The sequence below is a fragment of the Mesorhizobium sp. DxT genome (assembly GCF_058448885.1).
Genome location: NZ_JBZFLJ010000002.1, coordinates 329,755 through 348,173, shown reverse-complemented (window position 1 = coordinate 348,173; position 18,419 = coordinate 329,755). Strand labels below are relative to the sequence as shown.

20 protein-coding genes are annotated in these 18,419 nt (G+C 64.7%); 11 read left to right on the top strand and 9 right to left on the bottom strand.

The window, feature by feature from the left end; genetic code table 11:
- Positions 1-58 precede the first annotated feature (58 nt).
- The 5 genes from tsaD to ACVJNE_RS05760 are packed head-to-tail and all read left to right on the top strand — an operon-like array spanning position 59 to position 3,534.
- On the top strand, positions 59-1,147 hold the full coding sequence (gene tsaD, locus ACVJNE_RS05780; RefSeq protein WP_499564170.1) for a tRNA (adenosine(37)-N6)-threonylcarbamoyltransferase complex transferase subunit TsaD: 1,089 nt from the start codon (positions 59-61) through the stop codon (positions 1,145-1,147).
- Positions 1,144-2,160, top strand: coding sequence for an NAD(P)H-dependent glycerol-3-phosphate dehydrogenase (locus tag ACVJNE_RS05775; RefSeq protein WP_499563750.1), 1,017 nt, complete (start codon positions 1,144-1,146; stop codon positions 2,158-2,160). The genes tsaD and ACVJNE_RS05775 overlap by 4 nt, the downstream gene beginning before the upstream one ends.
- Complete coding sequence (locus ACVJNE_RS05770) at positions 2,157-2,453, top strand: YciI-like protein (protein WP_368801161.1); 297 nt, start codon at positions 2,157-2,159, stop codon at positions 2,451-2,453. Before ACVJNE_RS05775 ends, ACVJNE_RS05770 begins: the two co-directional genes overlap by 4 nt.
- Positions 2,453-2,878 (top strand): EVE domain-containing protein, encoded by a 426-nt coding sequence (locus tag ACVJNE_RS05765; protein WP_499563748.1) that lies wholly within the window; start codon positions 2,453-2,455, stop codon positions 2,876-2,878. The genes ACVJNE_RS05770 and ACVJNE_RS05765 overlap by 1 nt, the downstream gene beginning before the upstream one ends.
- Positions 2,833-3,534, top strand: a complete 702-nt coding sequence (locus ACVJNE_RS05760) for a class I SAM-dependent methyltransferase (RefSeq protein WP_499563747.1) — start codon at positions 2,833-2,835, stop codon at positions 3,532-3,534. The genes ACVJNE_RS05765 and ACVJNE_RS05760 overlap by 46 nt, the downstream gene beginning before the upstream one ends.
- A gap of 204 nt (positions 3,535-3,738) precedes the next feature.
- Here ACVJNE_RS05760 and ACVJNE_RS05755 read toward each other — a convergent pair whose 3' ends face one another.
- Complete coding sequence (locus tag ACVJNE_RS05755) at positions 3,739-4,317, bottom strand: L,D-transpeptidase family protein (RefSeq protein ID WP_499563745.1); 579 nt, start codon at positions 4,315-4,317, stop codon at positions 3,739-3,741.
- 93 nt (positions 4,318-4,410) lie between these two features.
- Between ACVJNE_RS05755 and ACVJNE_RS05750 the strand changes: the two genes are divergently transcribed.
- On the top strand, positions 4,411-5,094 hold the full coding sequence (locus tag ACVJNE_RS05750) for a response regulator transcription factor (protein WP_499563743.1): 684 nt from the start codon (positions 4,411-4,413) through the stop codon (positions 5,092-5,094).
- Positions 5,095-5,149: 55 nt separating this feature from the next.
- A complete protein-coding gene (locus ACVJNE_RS05745) occupies positions 5,150-5,605 on the top strand; it encodes a cyclic nucleotide-binding domain-containing protein (RefSeq protein ID WP_173189101.1) in 456 nt (151 codons plus the stop codon).
- Position 5,606: 1 nt separating this feature from the next.
- On the opposite strand, the gene ACVJNE_RS05740 is transcribed toward ACVJNE_RS05745, so the two are convergent.
- The 4 genes from ACVJNE_RS05740 to ACVJNE_RS05725 all read right to left on the bottom strand — a co-directional run bounded on the left by ACVJNE_RS05740 (position 5,607) and on the right by ACVJNE_RS05725 (position 11,294).
- Entirely contained in the window at positions 5,607-6,413 is an 807-nt protein-coding gene (locus ACVJNE_RS05740; RefSeq protein ID WP_499563741.1) for an exodeoxyribonuclease III, read from the bottom strand.
- Positions 6,414-6,540: 127 nt separating this feature from the next.
- Positions 6,541-7,230, bottom strand: a complete 690-nt coding sequence (locus ACVJNE_RS05735; protein ID WP_499563739.1) for an outer membrane lipoprotein carrier protein LolA — start codon at positions 7,228-7,230, stop codon at positions 6,541-6,543.
- Positions 7,231-7,340: 110 nt separating this feature from the next.
- Positions 7,341-9,974: a DNA translocase FtsK gene (locus ACVJNE_RS05730; protein WP_499563737.1), complete on the bottom strand. Its 2,634-nt coding sequence runs from the start codon at positions 9,972-9,974 to the stop codon at positions 7,341-7,343.
- Positions 9,975-10,133: 159 nt separating this feature from the next.
- A complete protein-coding gene (locus tag ACVJNE_RS05725; protein ID WP_499563735.1) occupies positions 10,134-11,294 on the bottom strand; it encodes a serine hydrolase domain-containing protein in 1,161 nt (386 codons plus the stop codon).
- A gap of 99 nt (positions 11,295-11,393) precedes the next feature.
- Between ACVJNE_RS05725 and ACVJNE_RS05720 the strand changes: the two genes are divergently transcribed.
- The gene (locus ACVJNE_RS05720; protein ID WP_499563733.1) at positions 11,394-12,281 is read left to right on the top strand and encodes a LysR family transcriptional regulator; all 888 of its coding nucleotides are present in this window, start codon (positions 11,394-11,396) and stop codon (positions 12,279-12,281) included.
- Positions 12,282-12,375: 94 nt separating this feature from the next.
- Here ACVJNE_RS05720 and ACVJNE_RS05715 read toward each other — a convergent pair whose 3' ends face one another.
- From ACVJNE_RS05715 to tesB, 3 genes are all read right to left on the bottom strand, one after another.
- Positions 12,376-13,758 carry an ammonium transporter gene (locus tag ACVJNE_RS05715; RefSeq protein ID WP_499563731.1) on the bottom strand — a complete coding sequence of 461 codons (1,383 nt, stop codon included), beginning with the start codon at positions 13,756-13,758 and terminating at the stop codon, positions 12,376-12,378.
- A gap of 28 nt (positions 13,759-13,786) precedes the next feature.
- Positions 13,787-14,125: a P-II family nitrogen regulator gene (locus ACVJNE_RS05710; RefSeq protein ID WP_173189112.1), complete on the bottom strand. Its 339-nt coding sequence runs from the start codon at positions 14,123-14,125 to the stop codon at positions 13,787-13,789.
- Between the two features lie 223 nt (positions 14,126-14,348).
- Positions 14,349-15,224, bottom strand: coding sequence for an acyl-CoA thioesterase II (gene tesB / locus ACVJNE_RS05705; RefSeq protein ID WP_499564168.1), 876 nt, complete (start codon positions 15,222-15,224; stop codon positions 14,349-14,351).
- A gap of 103 nt (positions 15,225-15,327) precedes the next feature.
- Between tesB and ACVJNE_RS05700 the strand changes: the two genes are divergently transcribed.
- Complete coding sequence (locus ACVJNE_RS05700) at positions 15,328-16,587, top strand: ubiquinone biosynthesis hydroxylase (protein ID WP_499563729.1); 1,260 nt, start codon at positions 15,328-15,330, stop codon at positions 16,585-16,587.
- On the opposite strand, the gene ACVJNE_RS05695 is transcribed toward ACVJNE_RS05700, so the two are convergent.
- Positions 16,588-16,941, bottom strand: a complete 354-nt coding sequence (locus ACVJNE_RS05695; RefSeq protein ID WP_499563727.1) for a YciI family protein — start codon at positions 16,939-16,941, stop codon at positions 16,588-16,590.
- 367 nt (positions 16,942-17,308) lie between these two features.
- On the opposite strand from ACVJNE_RS05695, the gene ACVJNE_RS05690 reads away from it, so the two are divergent.
- Positions 17,309-17,767: a YbaK/EbsC family protein gene (locus tag ACVJNE_RS05690; protein ID WP_499563725.1), complete on the top strand. Its 459-nt coding sequence runs from the start codon at positions 17,309-17,311 to the stop codon at positions 17,765-17,767.
- A gap of 106 nt (positions 17,768-17,873) precedes the next feature.
- Positions 17,874-18,299 carry an OsmC family protein gene (locus ACVJNE_RS05685; RefSeq protein ID WP_368801148.1) on the top strand — a complete coding sequence of 142 codons (426 nt, stop codon included), beginning with the start codon at positions 17,874-17,876 and terminating at the stop codon, positions 18,297-18,299.
- The last annotated feature ends 120 nt before the right edge of the window (positions 18,300-18,419 follow it).

Sequence of the window (18,419 nt, the reverse complement as noted above, 5' to 3'; positions counted from 1 at the left end):
TGCCGCTTCGTCCGTGATAGTGCCGGCCAACTCCTATCGAGGAATGACCACCACAGCAATGATCCGCATGCTCGGCATCGAAACCAGTTGCGACGAGACGGCCGCCTCCGTGGTCGAGCTTGGCGACGACGGCGCGCCCCGCATTCTCTCCAACGTGGTTCTGAGCCAGATCGAGGACCATGCCGCGTTTGGCGGCGTCGTGCCGGAGATCGCGGCGCGCGCGCATGTCGAGACGCTGGACGGCGTGATCGATGCGGCGCTGGACGAGGCAGGCGTGCCCCTGGGCGCGGTCGACGGCATTGCAGCGACGGCTGGACCCGGATTGATCGGCGGATTGATCGTGGGGTTGATGACGGCCAAGGCCGTTGCGGCAGCGGCCGGTAAGGCGCTCGTCCCAGTCAATCACCTTGAAGGCCATGCGCTTACCGCGCGGCTCACCGACGGTCTCGATTTCCCCTACCTGCTGCTGCTGGTCTCCGGCGGCCACACGCAGGTCGTGCTGGTGCGCGGCGTTGGCGACTACGAGCGCTGGGCGTCGACCATCGACGATGCACTCGGCGAGGCGTTCGACAAGACCGCGAAGCTGCTGGGCCTGCCCTATCCGGGCGGGCCGAATGTCGAAGAGCAGGCGGCAAAGGGAGATCCCAGGCGTTTTTCCTTTCCGAGGCCCCTTAGGGGCGAAGCGCGGTTGGACTTCTCGTTCTCCGGCCTCAAGACCGCCGTGCGGCAGGCTGCGAGCGCCATTGCGCCGCTGTCCGATCAGGACGTCGCCGACATCTGCGCGGCTTTCCAGCTTGCGATCACTGAAACGTTGGAAGAGCGTGTCGGCCGCAGCCTGACGCGGTTTCGTGAAGCGTTTCCAGATCTTGCACGACCGGCGCTCGTGGTCGCCGGCGGCGTTGCCGCCAACAAGGCGATCCGCGCTACGCTGGAAGGGTTATGCGAGCGGCACGGCATGAACCTCGTTGCGCCGCCGCTGCATCTGTGCACCGACAACGCCGCCATGATCGCCTGGGCGGGTATCGAGCGGATGCGGGCCGGATTGGTAGAGGATGACGCGATGGGCTTTGCGCCGCGATCCCGCTGGCCGCTGGATGCCGGCGCTTCACCGATCATTGGTTCGGGCAAACGCGGAGCCAAGGCATGAGCGCGCCCAAGAAGATCGCCGTGCTCGGCGGCGGGGCATGGGGCACGGCGCTGGCCGCGACGATGGTGCGGGCCGGCAACGCGACTGCCTTGTGGGCGCGGGACGCGGAGATCGTCGCTTCGCTCAACCAACGGCGCGAGAATCCGCGTTACCTGCCGGACATCGTGCTGGAAGCGGGCATCCAAGCGACCGAAAGCCTCGATGAGGCAATCGACGGCGCGGATTGCGTGCTCGCGGTCGTGCCTGCGCAGGCCATGCGCGGTCTCCTCGCTTCACTCGCCGACCGCCTGCCGTCCGGCGTGCCGCTCGTGCTCTGCGCGAAAGGCATCGAGCGCGACAGCGGCCTGCTTCTGTCTCAGATCGCCGCCGAATTGCTGCCGCAGACGCCGATCGCTGCCCTTTCGGGGCCGAGCTTTGCCACCGACGTTGCGCGCGGCCTGCCGACGGCTGTGACGGTCGCCGCCGCCGACGTGCAACTTGCCTCGTCGCTGGCGCTCCTGCTGTCGGCGCCCGCCTTCCGCTGCTATTCGAGTGCGGATCTCACCGGCGTCGAAGTGGGCGGGGCGCTTAAGAACGTGCTGGCGATCGCCGCGGGCGCGGTATCGGGCGCAGGCCTTGGCGCCAGCGCCCAAGCAGCGATGGTGACGCGAGGCTTCGTCGAACTGCGCCGTGTGGGCGCGGCTTTCGGAGCCGAGGCGGAGACCCTGATGGGCCTTTCGGGGCTCGGTGACCTCATCCTCACCTGCGGGTCACCCCAGTCGCGCAACTTCTCATATGGTCTGGCGCTCGGGCGTGGTGAAAGCCTGGAGGGCCGGCCGCTTGCCGAAGGCGCGTCGACTGCCGGGATCGCAGCGCGGATCGCGCGCGAGAAGGGCGTGGATGCACCGATCATCGAGGCTGTCGACCGCATCCTTCGCGGTAAGGCCAGCATCGCGGAGGCCGTGGCAGCATTGCTGTCGCGGCCGCTCAAGAGCGAACAGGAACAACGTCAAGGCAACGGAGACCACCGATGATCTTCACTTTCATCTGCAAGGACAAACCCGGCCAGCTCGACGTGCGGCTGGCCAACCGGCCGGCGCATGTCGACTATCTGATGGCGCTGGATCGCGAGGGCGCGCTCAAGTTCGCCGGGCCGTTCCTGGGCGAGGACGGCAAGCCGATCGGCAGCCTGGTCGCGGTCGAGGCACAGGATCGCGCCGGCGCCGAGCAGATCGCGGCGGGCGACCCCTATGCCAAGGCCGGGCTGTTCGAAAGCGTCGAGATTCTGCCGTGGAACTGGGTGTTCAAGGCTCCGGAGGCGAAGTGATGGCTTACTGGCTGTTCAAGTCCGAGCCCGACGCCTGGTCGTGGGACCAGCAGAAGGCCAAGGGCAAGGCCGGCGAGGAATGGACCGGCGTGCGCAACTACCAGGCGCGCAACAACATGCGCGCCATGCAGATCGGCGATCTCGGTTTCTATTACCACTCCAATGAGGGGCTGGAAGTGGTCGGCATTGTCGAGGTCTGCAAGCTGGCGCATCCCGATTCGAGCACCGACGACCCGCGCTGGGAATGCGTCGACATCCGCGCGGTGCGCGACATGCCGAAGCCGGTGACGCTCAAGGACGTCAAGGCCAATCCCAAGCTCGCCGACATGGCGCTCGTGACCTCGATGCGGCTTTCCGTGCAGCCGGTGAAGCCTGACGAATGGGAAGAGGTCTGCCGCATGGGAGGTCTCGTTCCCGCGCCGTGACGCCGCCGATTTCGCCTGGCCGGGCCGAGGCATTCATCCGGGCGAACACGGCCCTCATCGCGCCGCCGCATGTGCCGGAAATCCGGTTGCACCTGGCCGACGAGGCCCACGACCTGTGGCAGCGGACGGAAGAAGAGCTGGAGGCGATTGGGCTGCAGCCGCCCTTCTGGGCGTTCGCCTGGGCCGGCGGGCAGGGGCTTGCACGTCATGTGCTCGACAATGCCGGGCTCGTGCAGGGACGCAAAGTGCTCGATTTTGCGAGCGGCTCCGGGTTGGTGGCGATCGCTGCGGCAAAGGCTGGCGCCGCGCATGTGCTTGCCGCCGATATAGATGCGTTCTGCGCCGCAGCCGTGCGGCTCAACGCCGCCGCCAATGGCGTGGCAGTCGATTTCACCGACAGCGATCTGGTGGGGACGTCCGGTGCATGGGATGTGATCCTGGCCGGGGATGTCTTTTACGACCGGGCTTTCGCAGATCGGCTGCTGCCGTGGTTTGCGCAGATGCGGAGATGTGGCTGCGAAATCCTGGTCGGCGATCCCGGCCGCGCCTATCTGCCGAAAACCGGTCTCGAAGGGCTTGCAACCTATCAGGTGCCGGTCACCCGCGCGCTGGAGGATGCCGAGGTCAAGAAGACAACCGTCTGGCGATTCGACTGATCCCTCGTTTGTCGCCATTCGTGCGTCCTTCGAGGCTCGCTGCGCTCGCACCTCAGGATGAGGACTGTTTGTGCATCGAGCCCGAAACGCCGTGGGTACGAAGGTCGTTTTGCTGACGTCCTCCAGCCCGCAGTGAGCAGGTTCGATCAACCGACCTCCCTCATCCTGAGGTGCGAGCGCAGCGAGCCTCGAAGGACGCGCGACTCAGCGCGACACCACCATCACCGTCCTTGGCGAAAGATGCGGCAGCATCCGCGCCATCACGCGCGGGGTTATGGCCACGCAGCCTTCGGTGGGCCGAAAACCGTCGCTCGCGATGTGAAAGAAGATGGCACTGCCCATGCCGCGCCTGCGCGGGGCTACGTTGTAGTCAAGCACGATGCAGCAATCGTAGAGGCGGTCGTTGCGCTGCATGCTTTCGCAGCTTGCCGGGTAAGGCAGCGTGACCGCGCGATTGTAGTTGCGGTCGCCCGGGGCGTCGCACCAGCCGTCACGCGGGCCGATTCGTCGAAGCGCAAGGCCTGAGCGCAGGTTTGCGAGCCTGCCGTGGCGGAACCATCCGTCGATCAGCCGCATCCGGCCGAGCGGAGTGGCGCCGTCCCCCTCGCGCTTGATCGCGCGGATGCCACCGCGCCCCAGCGCGCAGGGAAACACCGTGCCGTGCCACGAAAGGAGGCCTTGCGTCGGCTTTCCCGGGCGCGGTCGAACAACGATCGGTGCGTTGCGCGCAAGGCCGCTTTTCGCCGCCTCATTGCGTCCACGATATTTGGGGTATGATGTCACTGTGGAACAAATCGTCGTGATATTCTTTTTCGGCGCTATGCTTCCGCATAAACCGAGGTGCGGTCAACTGCCGCCTCCAGCTACGGATAGAACATGACGTCACGCACCATCCTCATTGTCGACGACGACGCCGATCTGCGCGAAACGCTTGTGGAACAGCTTTCGCTCTACGAGGAATTCGAAGTGCTGGAGGAGGCCGCCGCCGGAAAAGGCGTTCAAACGGCGCGCGGCGGCATTATCGACCTGCTCATCATGGATGTCGGCCTGCCGGACATGGACGGCCGCGAAGCGGTGAAGCTGCTGCGCAAAGGCGGGTTCAAGGCGCCGATCATCATGCTGACTGGGCACGATACCGATTCGGACACGATCCTTGGCCTCGAGGCGGGGGCCAACGACTACGTCACCAAGCCCTTCAGGTTCGCGGTGCTGCTTGCGCGCATACGCGCCCAGCTTCGCCAGCACGAGCAGAGCGAGGACGCCACCTTCTCAGTGGGCCCCTACGTCTTCAAGCCGAGCCAGAAACTGCTCACCGACCAGAAGGGCGGCAAGGTGCGGCTTACCGAAAAGGAAGCCTCGATCATCAAATATCTCTACCGGGCCGACCAGAAGGTGGTGACCCGCGACATCCTGCTCGAAGAGGTATGGGGCTACAACTCCGGCGTCACCACGCATACGCTCGAAACACACGTCTATCGCCTTCGCCAGAAGATCGAGCGTGATCCCTCGAATGCGGAAATTCTTGTGACGGAAAGCGGCGGTTACAAGCTCGTCCCTTGACTGTTTTCCCATCGCGGCGGAAGAACCGGGTGGGGGCGCAACCGGGGACCGCGATTTGGCGCTTGACGACGATATCCGCATTTTGTCCGGCGTCAGCCTGTTTTCCGGACTGAGCGCGGAGCAACTGAGACTGCTGGCGTTCGGCGCGGAAGCCGTACGCTTTCAGGCCGGGCGCGAGATTTATCGCGAAACCGCCCCGGCGGATTGCGCCTATATCGTCATCTCCGGCAAGGTCGTTCTCTATCGTGATCACAATGGCGAATCGGTTGCCGTCTCGCGTCTGGGGCCGGGCGCGATTCTCGGTGAACTCGCATTGATCGCGGATAGCAGGCGGCTGACCTATGCCGCGGCGGAGACCGATGTGGAGATGATCAGGCTCAACCGATCTCTGTTCCGGCGAATACTGGAAGAGTATCCGGAAGCCGCCGCCGACCTTCATCGACGCATGCTCGAAGATCTCCAGGAGTTTCTCAAGAAGATCGAGCGTCTCGGCGTCAAGTTCGCCGACTAGTTTAATCCAGATCGAACGAGGCGATGACGGGCACGTGGTCCGACGGCCGCTCCCAGCCGCGGGCATGGCGCAGCACCTTGATGCTGGTCAGCGCCGGCGAAAGGTTGGGTGACGACCAGACATGGTCGAGACGCCGGCCGCGATCGGACGCCGCCCAATCCTGCGCGCGATAGCTCCACCAGGTGTAGAGCTTTTCTTCCGGGGGGATCGCCTGGCGCATCAGGTCGACCCAGTTGCCGGCGCGGCGCATAGCCTCGAAGCTGGTCGTCTCGATGGGCGTATGGCTGACCACGTTGAGAAGCTGCTTGTGCGACCAGACATCGGTTTCCAGCGGTGCGATGTTGAGGTCGCCGACCAGTACCGAGGAGAGGTTGTCGGCTTCCAGCGCCGGCACCTCGTGCATTTCAGCCACGAAATCGAGCTTGTGACGGAACTTGGGGTTGATCTCGGGGTCGGGCTCGTCGCCGCCGGCCGGCACGTAGAAATTATGCAACAAGATGCGCCGCCCGCCGGCCTCGACGTGGACCGACAGATGGCGGCAGTCACCATTGTCGCAGAAGCGGCGTTTCTCGACGATTTCGATCGGCCGACGCGCGACGGTGGCCACGCCGTGGTAGCCCTTTTGACCGCTGATCGCGACGTGCTCGTAGCCGGCCTTGCGGAAAGCAGAGAGCGGAAAGAGGTCGTCCGGGCACTTGGTTTCCTGAAGGCAGAGCACGTCCGGCTGGTAGTCGGCCAGAAACTGCGCGACCAACGGCATCCGCAGCCGCACGGAGTTGATGTTCCAGGTCGCAATGGAAAAAGGCATGGCGGGAATCGGGTCTCAGGCAATCGGGTGCCGGACCCTGCCAGCCGAGCGCCGACAAAACAAGGCACGGCTGCGTGAGTCACCGGCCTCGCGCGCTATTCCACAGAAAGCGCAGCTTGTGCGTTCGTCAGCGGTTGTGGCTGCGCTGCTGCATCTCCTGCACCTTGCGGTGATCGATGGCGAACACCGAAGGATCAAAAACCACGCCCTGCTCGACGTTGAAGATCATCACCGTCGTGTCCTTGCCCTGCGCGTCGGTGATGGTCCACTGGCGCAGCTCGAAGCTCGCGGGGTCGAACATCATCGTAATGGTCGAATCACCGAAGACCGACTTGTCGGCAAGCTGGATCGTGGTCAGGTCGTCCTCCTCCTTGACGGCGCGCACCTTGTTGCCGGAGAGGTCGATGCGGTCGTCGAGCAGCAGCTTGAGCGGCGTACGCGACAAGGGATAGATGTCGGCGGTCCTCAGCTTCGTGTTTTCCAGCACCACGGTCGTGCCGTCCGACGTGACGCGGAAGTTCGAGGGCGCCTCGTAGTTGAAGCGCACCTTGCCGGGCCGCTCGATATAAAACTTGCCGCCGGTCTGTTCGCCGCGGGGGCCGAATTGCACGAATTCGCCCATCATTGTGCGTACGCTGGCGAAATGGTCGGCGATGCGCTGTGCGGTCGCGGCCTGTGCATTGGCCAACGACACGAATGGCCCGGCGACCTGGGCCAGCGCGAGCACTCCGATGCCCATCGCGGCGGCGCCGAGAAAGCTGCGACGCGACATTCCTGTCGCAGGCTGAGCGGCAATGGTCTTCGCCATAGTGTCCATCGTATTCCGTCCTTGCTTCATGCCTTGTCAGCTAGGCGTGCAGTTGGGCCGAAATTGGGCCAGCCCGATCCGTCTTCAAACGGGGATCGGGCTCACCGGGTTGCATCGGTCTAGAACTTGTCGTCTTCCGTCGGCACGAGGATCTCGCGCTTGCCGGCATGGTTGGCCGGGCCGACGATGCCCTCCTGCTCCATCTTCTCGATGATCGAGGCGGCGCGGTTGTAGCCGATGCCGAGCCGGCGCTGGATGTAGCTGGTCGACGCCTTGCCGTCGCGCAGCACCACGGCCACCGCCTGGTCGTAAGGATCTTCAGAATCCTCGAAATTTCCGCCGGACGATCCGCCCTTGCCGCCGCCGTCGCCATCGTCCTCGTCGTCATCCTCGGTGATGGCGTCGAGATATTCCGGAACACCCTGCAGCTTCAGATGTCCGACCACCTTCTCCACCTCGTCGTCGGAAACGAAAGGCCCGTGGACGCGCTGGATGCGGCCGCCGCCAGCCATGTAGAGCATGTCGCCCATGCCGAGGAGCTGCTCTGCGCCCTGCTCGCCGAGAATCGTGCGACTGTCGATCTTGGAGGTCACCTGGAAGGAGATACGGGTCGGGAAGTTGGCCTTGATGGTGCCGGTGATGACGTCGACCGACGGGCGCTGGGTCGCCATGATGACGTGGATGCCGGCCGCACGCGCCATCTGCGCCAGCCGCTGCACAGCGCCCTCGATGTCCTTGCCGGCGACCATCATCAGGTCGGCCATCTCGTCGATGATGACGACGATATACGGCATCGGATCGAGATCGAGGTGCTCCGTCTCGTAAATGGCCTCGCCGGTCTCGCGGTCGAAGCCGGTCTGCACCGTGCGGGTGATCTGCTCGCCCTTCTTCTGCGCCTGGGCGACGCGCTGGTTGAAGCCGTCGATGTTGCGCACGCCGACCTTCGACATCTTGCGATAGCGGTCTTCCATCTCGCGCACGGTCCATTTCAGCGCGACGACGGCCTTCTTCGGATCGGTGACGACGGGGGTCAGCAGATGCGGGATACCGTCATAGACGGACAGTTCCAGCATTTTTGGGTCGATCATGATGAGGCGGCACTGCTCCGGCGTCATGCGGTAGAGCAGCGACAGGATCATGGTGTTGATCGCGACCGACTTGCCCGAGCCGGTGGTGCCTGCGACCAGCACGTGTGGCATCTTGGCGATGTCGGTGATGACGGCCTCGCCGTTGATCGTCTTGCCGAGCGCCAGCGCCAGCTTGCACTTGGTCTGCTCGAAGTCGCGGCTGGCCAGAATCTCGCGCAGGTAGACCGTCTCGCGCTTGGCATTGGGCAGCTCGATGCCGATCGCGTTGCGGCCCGGAACCACGGCGACGCGGCAGGCGATCGCGCTCATCGAACGGGCGATGTCGTCGGCAAGCCCGATGACGCGGGAAGACTTGATGCCGGGTGCGGGCTCCAGCTCGTAGAGGGTGACCACTGGGCCTGGCCGCACATGGATGATCTCGCCCTTGACGCCGAAGTCCTCCAGCACGCCTTCAAGCAGCCGCGCATTCTGTTCCAGCGCGTCCTGCGACAGCGAAGGGTCGCGGGCGACGTTCTTGGCTTCCGTCAGGAAATGCAGCGACGGCATTTCGAATGCGTCGGGGCCGATCAGCGATCGCTGCGCCTCGCGCTGCACGCGGGCTCCCTGCTGCGGCCGCGCAGCCGGTGCTTCGACGCGGGTTGCCGCGTCGGAACGGAACTGGCGCACCTGCGCCTGCTGTTCGCCCGCCGGCGGGGTCGGTCGGATGATCACGTCGTCGTCGAAATCTTTATCGTATGCCGGATAGTCATCGCCATTACCGACGTCGAAGGGTGGCTCGACCTCATCGAGGCGTGGCGCATTGTCGAAGCCGGGTTCGATACGATCGCCCCGGCGCGCAACCGCCGGCAGGTCTGCCAGATCGTCTTCCTCATCGTAGCGATCAAGAACGCGCGGGCGCTGCATGCCGGCCGTGTGACGCCTGACGAAGGCGCGGGCCGAAAGCCACCAGTGGGTGACAGCGCCGAAGGCCGCGAGCATGCCGCCACGTTCGTCGTCGTCGTCTTCGAGGTCGTCCTCTTCTTCCTCGATCTCCTGAGCGCGGCGTCGGCGGGCAGGGCGGGCGAAAGTCGCTGGAGCGTCCTCATCAACAGGCCGGCCGATGATAGCCGCGCCGAAGGCGAGCAGCCATAGAGCCGGTATCGCATAGAGCGCCACGGTCAGGATCGCGGCGGCGCCGGTCGGATAGCCGCCGGCGAACCAGGACGGGATCGCGAGCGCGACATCGCCGACTACGCCGCCGAGGCCGGAAGGCAGGGGCCAAGTCGGCGGCGCGCCGATGCATCCGACGATGCCGGCGGCCAGGGCCGCTCCGCCTGCCCATGCCGCTGCACGGCGCGGCATGCGGTCGACACGGCGGGCCAGCAGAAGCCATGTGGCCCAGGCAAGGCCCGGCACCAGCGCGACCACGGACGAAAGGCCGAAAAACTGCATCAGCAGGTCGGAGACAACAGCGCCGGGATACCCCATCGCATTCGTGACGGGATTGTCGGTGGCATGGCTGAAGCTTGGATCGGCGACACTCCATGTGCCCAGGCTGGCGAGGCAGAAGGCAATCGCCGCCAGTCCGCCGAGCCCCGCGGCCCGCGTCAACTGGCGATGAAAGAAACCTCGCAGGCCGTAACCCGCATCGCCGATGGTCATCTGCGCTGACGCACCCGAACGCATGAGAACTCCCCGTCAAGCATGGTTTGCGCAGGCCAGTACGGCCGCGCGGAATCGAGTGCAGGTTAGGCGGTGGAGGTTAAGGCGGCATTAACCATGCGGGTTGGTCATACGAATTGGGGGGAGGCTTGGTCGCAGCATCAGGCACTGTTCCGAAGCAGGTCACATAGCCGCGGCGGCGGCGATGTCCCTCGCGAATTCACCGATCATGCCTTCGTAGGCCGTGTTGGTCAGCGAGACGACTATTCTCTTTCGTGTGAAATCGATGCCCCACCAGTTTCCGTAGACACCGCCCCACGAAACTGATCCCGCGCTCCAGGCGGTGCCCGCCGTGCCGGGCTCGACCAGCACGGCACCGAGCCAGGAGGCGCCCCAGCCCGGTCCGGCCGTCTGCGCCTCCGCGCCGGTGCGAGGGAGCCGGGCGGCCTGGCGGAGATCGTCGCGCAGGAAATTGCCTGTGCGGTAAGCTTCCAGGAGGGTCAGTACGTCGCTGGCGCGGCCGGCCATGCCGGCGCCGCCGGAGGGCCACGCAGTGTGCAAGCGGATGCGCCCGGGGTCGAAGCGGACGCCGGGCCCCTCGACGAACGGCAACGGGACTTCCACCGGCCCGGTCATTCTCGCGGGCTGCGGGTTGGCGTCGTAATACGGAATGGCGAGATCGTCGCCGGGCCACGCAAAGGCTGCATTGAGCCCCAATGGACGGCAGACCAGTTCACCGATCGCCTTGTCGAGCGGCTCGCCAACGACCGCCTCGATCACCGCGCCAAGAACATCCGTTGCCACTGAGTAGCGCCAGCCTTCACCGGGCGCCTGATCGAGCGGCACGCTCGCGATCCGTTCGAGGTTTTCTGCCAGCGAGCCCCTGCCATCGTCGAGACCGTCGGAAATGCCCGCGCGGGCGTAGGTGCTGTCTGCCTGCTGGTTGAAGCCGTAGTCGAGCCCCGCCAGATGCGCCATCAGGTGGCTGATCCGCATGTCGGCCACGGTGCCATTTGCCAAGCGGGGGCGGAAGGCGGGCAGATGATCGGTCAGCCTGTCCTCGGGCGAAAGGCGACCGGCCTCCATCAACTTCAACGCCGCCATCGTCGTGAAGGGTTTCGTCACCGATGCAAAGCGGAAAGCGGTGTCGGGTTTCATCGGCAGGCCCGCTTCGCGATCGGCGTAGCCGGCGGCGCGCTCGTAAACCAGCTCGCCGCTATCGGCCACGAGAACCACGCAGCCCACGATCCTTTGCTCTGCGAGGGCTTTCTCTATCGCAACGTCGATACTGTCGCCGAACCGCTGCTCCGGGTCCGGCATTTTCGGATTGGTCATTCCGGTCATTCGTCACTCCATCGTCTGAAAGGGAATGAGCGATAGATGACGCGGCTTGATCGTGAAGTTGAGCCGATGCATTCTTCAAGCGTCATGAAGAGATGCTAAATGATTGTCCCGGAAGTCTTCCCTCTTCTGCCTGCTTTCCGAATGGTGGCTTCGGCCGGCGGTTTCACCGCGGCTTCCGGCCGGTTGGGCATGACGCCTTCGGCGGTATCCCAGAAAATCCGCCAGCTTGAAGGCATGGTTGGCGTCAGGCTTTTCGAGCGCACCAGCCGCAGTGTGCGTTTGACGGAGGCAGGCGAACTCCTGTTGCGGGATACCGAAAGGGCTTTCGGTGACATTACCGACGCGCTCGACCGGGTCCGCACCGTTGGCAAGAGGCCAGCCGGCAATTTGCGCATCAACCTGTCGCGGCTGGCCGCGCAGGTCTGCATTCTGCCAAGGCTCGCAGCTTTCATCAGGGCCTACCCGGAAATCACCCTGGAGCTGACCACCGACGACCGGCTGGCCGACATCGTGGCCGGCGGGTACGACGCGGGTATCCGGTTTCCGAATGCGCTCGAGATGGACATGATCGCCCGCCCCATCGGGCCAATGCTTCGCCGGGTCATGCTCGCTTCGCCGGGCTATCTGGAGATCGCGGGCATTCCCGATGTGCCGGGCGACCTCGAAGGCCACCAGATCATCCGCTATCGGCTGCCGGGCAGTCAGCGGCTGGAGCCGCTGACCTTCAACGTCGATGGCCAGGTGCTGCGGATCGATCCGAATCCGCGGCTGGTGCTGGACGACAACGACCATATGGGCCTGGCGGTGCGCGAAGGACTTGGCATCGCGCAACGCTTCAGAGCAACGGAACTTCCGGCCATCGAAGCGGGCGAACTGGTTGAAGTCCTGTCGCGGTTCGAGCCTGCGCCGGACCGTTTTCAGCTTTACTATCCGTCGCGCGGGCAGCCGCCCAAACTGCAGGCATTCATCGACTGGTTCTGCGGCTGACGGTCTCAGCGGTCGACAAAAATGAGGCCCGGCGGGAACCGGGCCTCAAAGGTGCGGCGGTCTTTATGACCGCCGCCACGGGATGGGTTTCGCGTCAGCGGCCCGCCGAGAACTCCGGATAGGCCTCCACGCCGATCTCCGCGAGATCGAGGCCGGCCATTTCGTCTTCGGGGCTCGCACGCAGGCCGATGGTGGCCTTGATGATGAACCAGACAACGAAGGAGGCGACCAGGGTGAACAGGCCCATGGCGACGATGCCGACGATCTGCGTGCCGAAGCTTGCGTCCGCGTTGGTGAACGGAACGACGAGCGTGCCCCAGATGCCTGCGAAGAGGTGGACGGGTATCGCGCCCACGACGTCGTCGATCTTGAACTTGTCGAGCATCGGCACGGCAAGCACAACGATGACGCCGCCAACGGCACCGATGAGGATCGCGGCGAACGGCCCGGGGGCGAGCGGCTCGGCGGTGATCGACACCAGACCGGCCAGAGCGCCGTTGAGCACCATGGTAATATCGACCTTCTTGTAGAGGATCTGGGTCAGAACCAGCGCGGCGACTACGCCCGCGGCCGCGGCAAGGTTGGTGTTGGCGAAGATACGGCTGATGTCTGCCGCGTCACTGATCGTGCCCATGGCAAGCTGGGAAGCGCCGTTGAAGCCGAACCAGCCGAGCCACAGGATGAAGGTGCCGAGGGTCGCGAGCGTCATGTTGGAGCCCGGAATGGGCTGCACGGAGCCGTCGGAGGCGTATTTGCCATTACGCGCGCCGAGCAGGATCGCACCGGCAAGGGCTGCCCAGCCGCCGACCGAGTGAACGATCGTGGAGCCGGCGAAGTCGGAGAAGCCCATCTGGCTCAGCCAGCCGCCGCCCCAGGTCCAGGCTCCGGTGATCGGGTAGAGGATGCCGGTGAGGATGACGACGAAGGCGAGGAAGGGCCACAGCTTGATGCGCTCGGCGAGCGTGCCGGAGACGATCGATGCGGCGGTCGCCACGAACACCATCTGGAAGAACCAGTCCGAGGCGGTCGAATAGCCGGTTTCAAGCAATGCCGCCGTGTCGGCGCCTTCAAGCCCGACCGGATCGAAGCTGTATGGAGCGAACGTGCCGAAATAGCTGCCGACGTCGACATACATGAGGCTGTAGCCAATGACCCAGTACATCAGGCCTGCAATCGCGTAGAGGGCGATGTTCTTGGTGAGCTGGATCGAGACGTTCTTGGTGCGCACCATGCCTGCTTCGAGCATCGCGAAGCCAGCAGCCATCCACATCACCAGGAAGCCGCCCATCAGGAAGAGCAGCGTGTTGAAGATGAATGCGGTGTCGGCCGCGGCGGCAAATTGCGGCGCAGCCTCTGCGGCCTCTTCGGCCGCACCCTCGGCGGCGTCCTGCGCCCAGGCGGGCATCGCGGTGAACGCGGTCAGCGCCAGCATGCCGGCGCTCGCGCGGGCAGCTGAAACGAAGGTTGGAATTTTCATAGCAATCTCCATGGATGGTCCGTGCCGCTCAGAGCGCGTCGGTGTCTGTTTCGCCGGTGCGGATGCGCACGGCCTGATCGATGCCGTAGACGAAGATCTTGCCGTCGCCGATCTGCCCGGTCTTGGCCGCGCCGGAGATCGCCTCCACGGCCTTGTCGACGAGATCGGTGCTGACAGCGACCTCGATCTTCACCTTGGGAAGAAAGGAAACGGCGTATTCCGCGCCGCGATAGATTTCCGTGTGACCCTTCTGCCGCCCGTAGCCTTTGACTTCGGTGACAGTCAGGCCTTGGATCCCGACGGCGGTTAGCGCTTCGCGCACCTCGTCGAGCTTGAACGGCTTGATGATTGCCATCACGATTTTCATAAGGTTTCACCCTTCGCTTTTGCGGGTCCCCCCGCGTTTGCCGTGACATCGCCGGTCTGCCTGGGCAGCCGAGGAGTGCCAAAGGTGAATCAAGCCGCGTGCCAGTTGCCCCGGCGCGCAGTTAACTGATTGTAAATACGTTAAAAATTCTGAGACCGGCCGACCGCCGTTCGCAGGTGCAGCAATACAATTGCCTAGAAATTAGGCAATTGCACAGTATCGACTATTTCTCGCGCGGCGTGCGAAGGCGCACGAGCCCTTCCTGGGCGGTCGAGGCGATCAGCGCACCGTCGCGCGCATAAAGAAAGCCCCGCGAGAAGCCGCGCGAGCCGATCGAATTGGGGCTGTCCTGCGTGTAGAGCAGCCAGTCGTCGAGCTTGTGCGGACGATGGAACCACATGGCGTGGTCGAGGCTCGCCATCTGGATTTCCGGATCGAAGCCGATGCGCCCGTGGGCGAAGGTCGACGTGTCGAGCAGGGTCATGTCCGACAGGTAGGCGAGGATGGCGGCCTGCAACCGCCGGTCGTCCGGCACCTCGCCGCTGGCGCGCACCCATACGTGCTGGCGGGGCGGCAGCTTGTCGCGCGTGGTGTAGTGCTCGATGTTGACCGGCTTGATCTCCAGCGGCCGCTCGCGCGCCCAGAACTTGCGGACCGATTCCGGCACGGTATGGCCGGCCTCGTGAAGGAGCTCGATCTGCGAGCGCAACTGTTCCGGACCCGGTACGTCGAGCGGCATCGACATCTGGTGCTCGAGGCCGTGCTCCTCGATCTGGAACGAGCATTCAAGCGAGAAGATCGCGTGCCCATGCTGGATCGCGGTGACGCGGCGGGTGGTGAAGGAACCGCCGTCGCGCAGCCGGTCGACCTGGTAGACGATCGGCACGGCCGGGTCGCCCGGTCGCATGAAATAGCAATGCAGCGAATGGACGTAGCGTTCGCCATCGACGGTGCGCTGGGCCGCCACCAGCGCCTGTCCGATGACTTGCCCGCCGAAGACGCGCTGCCAGCCGACCTTGTGGCTGCGACCACGATACAGGTTGTGTTCAAGCTGCTCGAGGTCGAGTATGTCGAGAAGCTCCTGCATGGCCTGCGTCATCTGGTCTGTCCCCGGCATTGAAAAGTCATCCGGGTTTCGACAGTTCGGTGGAACAAGTCAAGCGCGGGCGGGTTCCTGCGGATGGAAACGAAAGGGAAGCGCGATGCCAGCTCGGCCCAGAAAAGATGACGATGCCCGCCTCGACGTGATCGTCGCCGGCGCCGGCTATGTCGGGCTCGCGGTCGCCGTCAGCATTGCCCAGGCCAGCCCCCACCTTGCCATCGCGGTTGTCGATGCCGCGCCTGCCGGGGTCTGGCAGAAGGACGGGCGGGCATCGGCGATCGCAGCGGCGGCCACCCGTATGCTGGCGCAACTCGGCTGCTGGGACGAGATCGAGCCCAATGCACAGGCCATGACCGAGATGATCGTCACCGATTCGCGCACGGCCGACCCGGTGCGTCCGGTCTTCCTGACGTTCGACGGCGAGGTAGCGCCCGGCGAGGCCTTCGCGCACATGGTCGCGAACCGGCACCTCAATGCCGCCTTGCGCCGCCGTGCCGCCGAACTCGGCATCGACATTGTCGAAGGCGTGGGCGTTTCCGGCTTCGAGGCGGGTGCGCAGGAAACGCTCGTGCATCTTGCCGACGGCGTGACGTTTCGCACGCGGCTGCTGGTGGCCGCCGACGGTGTGCGGTCGCGCCTGCGCGACATGGCCGGCATCAGGACAGTGAATTGGGAGTACGGCCAGTCGGGCATCGTCTGCACGGTCGAGCACGAACGGCCGCATATGGGCCGCGCGGAGGAGCATTTTCTGCCCGGCGGGCCATTTGCCATCCTGCCGCTCAAGACCGGCGAAGACGGGCGCAACCGCTCTTCCATCGTCTGGACGGAGCGGACGCAGGACGCAGAGCGGCTTGTATCCGAGGATGAGATCGTCTTCGAGGCCGAGCTGGAACAGCGCTTCGGCCTCAAGCTCGGCGAGATCAGGGTTGCGAACAAGCCCCGCGCGTGGCCACTCGGGCTGACGTTGGCCCGTGATTTCGTGAAGCCGCGCTTCGCGCTGGCGGGCGATGCCGCGCATGGCATCCACCCGATCGCCGGGCAGGGCCTCAATCTCGGCTTCAAAGATGCGGCAGCACTTGCGCAGGTCGTGGTCGAAGCCGACCGGCTCGGGCAGGACATCGGCGCGCTCGACGTGCTGGAGCGCTACCAGCAGTGGCGGCGCTTCGACACGCTGCAGATGGGTATTACCACCGATGTGCTGAACCGGATGTTCTCCAACGATTTCGGCCCGCTGCGCGCGGTGCGCGATTTCGGGCTGGGCATTGTCGAGCGCATGCCGCGGATGAAGGACTTCTTCATCCGCCAGGCGTCTGGACTGTCGGAGCATGCGCCGCGCCTGCTGCAGGGCGAGCCGATCTGATCAGTCGTGGATCGAATAGGCTTCCCGCACCTCCACATGGCCGGTGCGGGCAAGCGGCAACCTGCCGGCGATCTCGACAGCCTCCTCCATGCCTGATGCCTCGATCACGATCAGGCCGACGATCTGCTCCTTGGTTTCGGCGAACGGTCCATCGGTTATGACGGGCTTCCGGCTGCGGCTGCGCACCGTCTTCGCCTCAACGGGCAGGCGCAGGGCCTGGGCCAGGAACAGTTTGCCCTCGGCCATCAGTTCGCGGTCATAAGCAAGCGAATCGGCCTGCATGGCGCTGTGTTCCGCCTCGCTCATCTGCGCGAAGGCTTCCTGCGTGTGATGGATAAGACAGACGAATTTCATCGCGCATCCTCCGTTGTCGGCGTTGCAGTCACGCGCGACAGCCCACCGTCGCCATCGTGTAATATCGACGCCATTGTAAACCCCAGTAGCGCGATACCGAGAATCGCGAGGCCAGTCCCGGCAAAGTTCCTCCTGTGGGCGCCGCATCGCTCCGCAGCCAGTTTCCGCAAATGATTCGTCATCGGCAACAGGTCCAAGGTCAATCTCCCTTGTGCCGCGCCGGAATGGCGCGCCTGACTGGGAGACGAGGTGACGCCGGACGAGCCGACATTTTTGCACGAACATTTTTTGGTGCTTCCGCGCCACCGTCGACGATTGCGATGACCAACGGGTTGCGGGGAGGCGCGACCTTGGCTAACCGAAAGCCATGAGCCTCGAATCCGTCAGCACCTTCTTCGCCGAAAAAGCCCCCGACATTTCCGTCATCGTCACCGAGCAAAGCTCCGCGACGGTCGACCTTGCCGCGACCGCGCACGGTGTCGAGCCGGCGCAGATCGCAAAGACAATCTGCCTGCGCGTCGGCGACCAGCCCATGCTGGTGGTGGCCGCCGGGACCGCGCGGCTGGACAACAAGAAGGCCAAGGCCGTTCTCGGCGGCAAGCCGCGGATGCTGGGCGCCGACGAGGTCGTCGCGCTGACCAGTCATCCGATCGGCGGCGTCTGCCCGTTCGGGCTTCCACAACCATTGCCGGTCTACTGTGACGTATCGCTCAAGCGCTTCGAGGAGGTCGTGCCTGCTGCCGGCGCGATCAACGCTGCGGTGCGCATCGCGCCGGACCGGCTGGCCGCCCTGACGGATGCGCAGTGGGTCGACGTCTGCCAGTAGGCAAGTTTCTGTCGCATCATGGAACGCCGGGGCCTGCTGCCCTATGTTGAAGCGGAACCGTCGCGTCCGCGGCGGCAACGCAGCTCAATTTGCCAGGGAGACCACCATGGATCGACACGCAACCGCGGTATGGAAGGGTAATCTGAAGGAAGGCACGGGTGCCATCGACCTTCAGAGCGGGGCCTTCTCAGCTCACCCATATTCATTCAAGGCCCGTTTCGAGGACGAACAGGGCAAATCGGGGACCAATCCCGAGGAACTGATCGCGGCTGCCCATGCCGGCTGCTTTGCCATGCAGCTTTCGCATTTTCTGGCGGAGAACGGCACCCCGGCTGAAAAGCTGGAGGCGAAGGCCGTCGTCACCCTGGTACCCGGCACCGGCATTACCGGCAGCGCGCTGACGCTTGTCGGCGCGGTTCCCGGTATCGACGAGGCCAAGTTCAAGGAGCTGGCAAACAAGGCCAAGGAAGGCTGCCCGGTTTCCAAGGCGCTGGGCGCTATCGAGGTTACGCTCGACGCTCGCCTTGCCTGACCGATTTCGCGGGCGCGGCCGTCGGCTGCGCCCGCGACATATTCGGCAATGCTAATCGGTTGGTCCCGCAACGTAAGAACGTCTTTCCGGGCCACTTCGAAACCAAAAACCGTGCTGCCG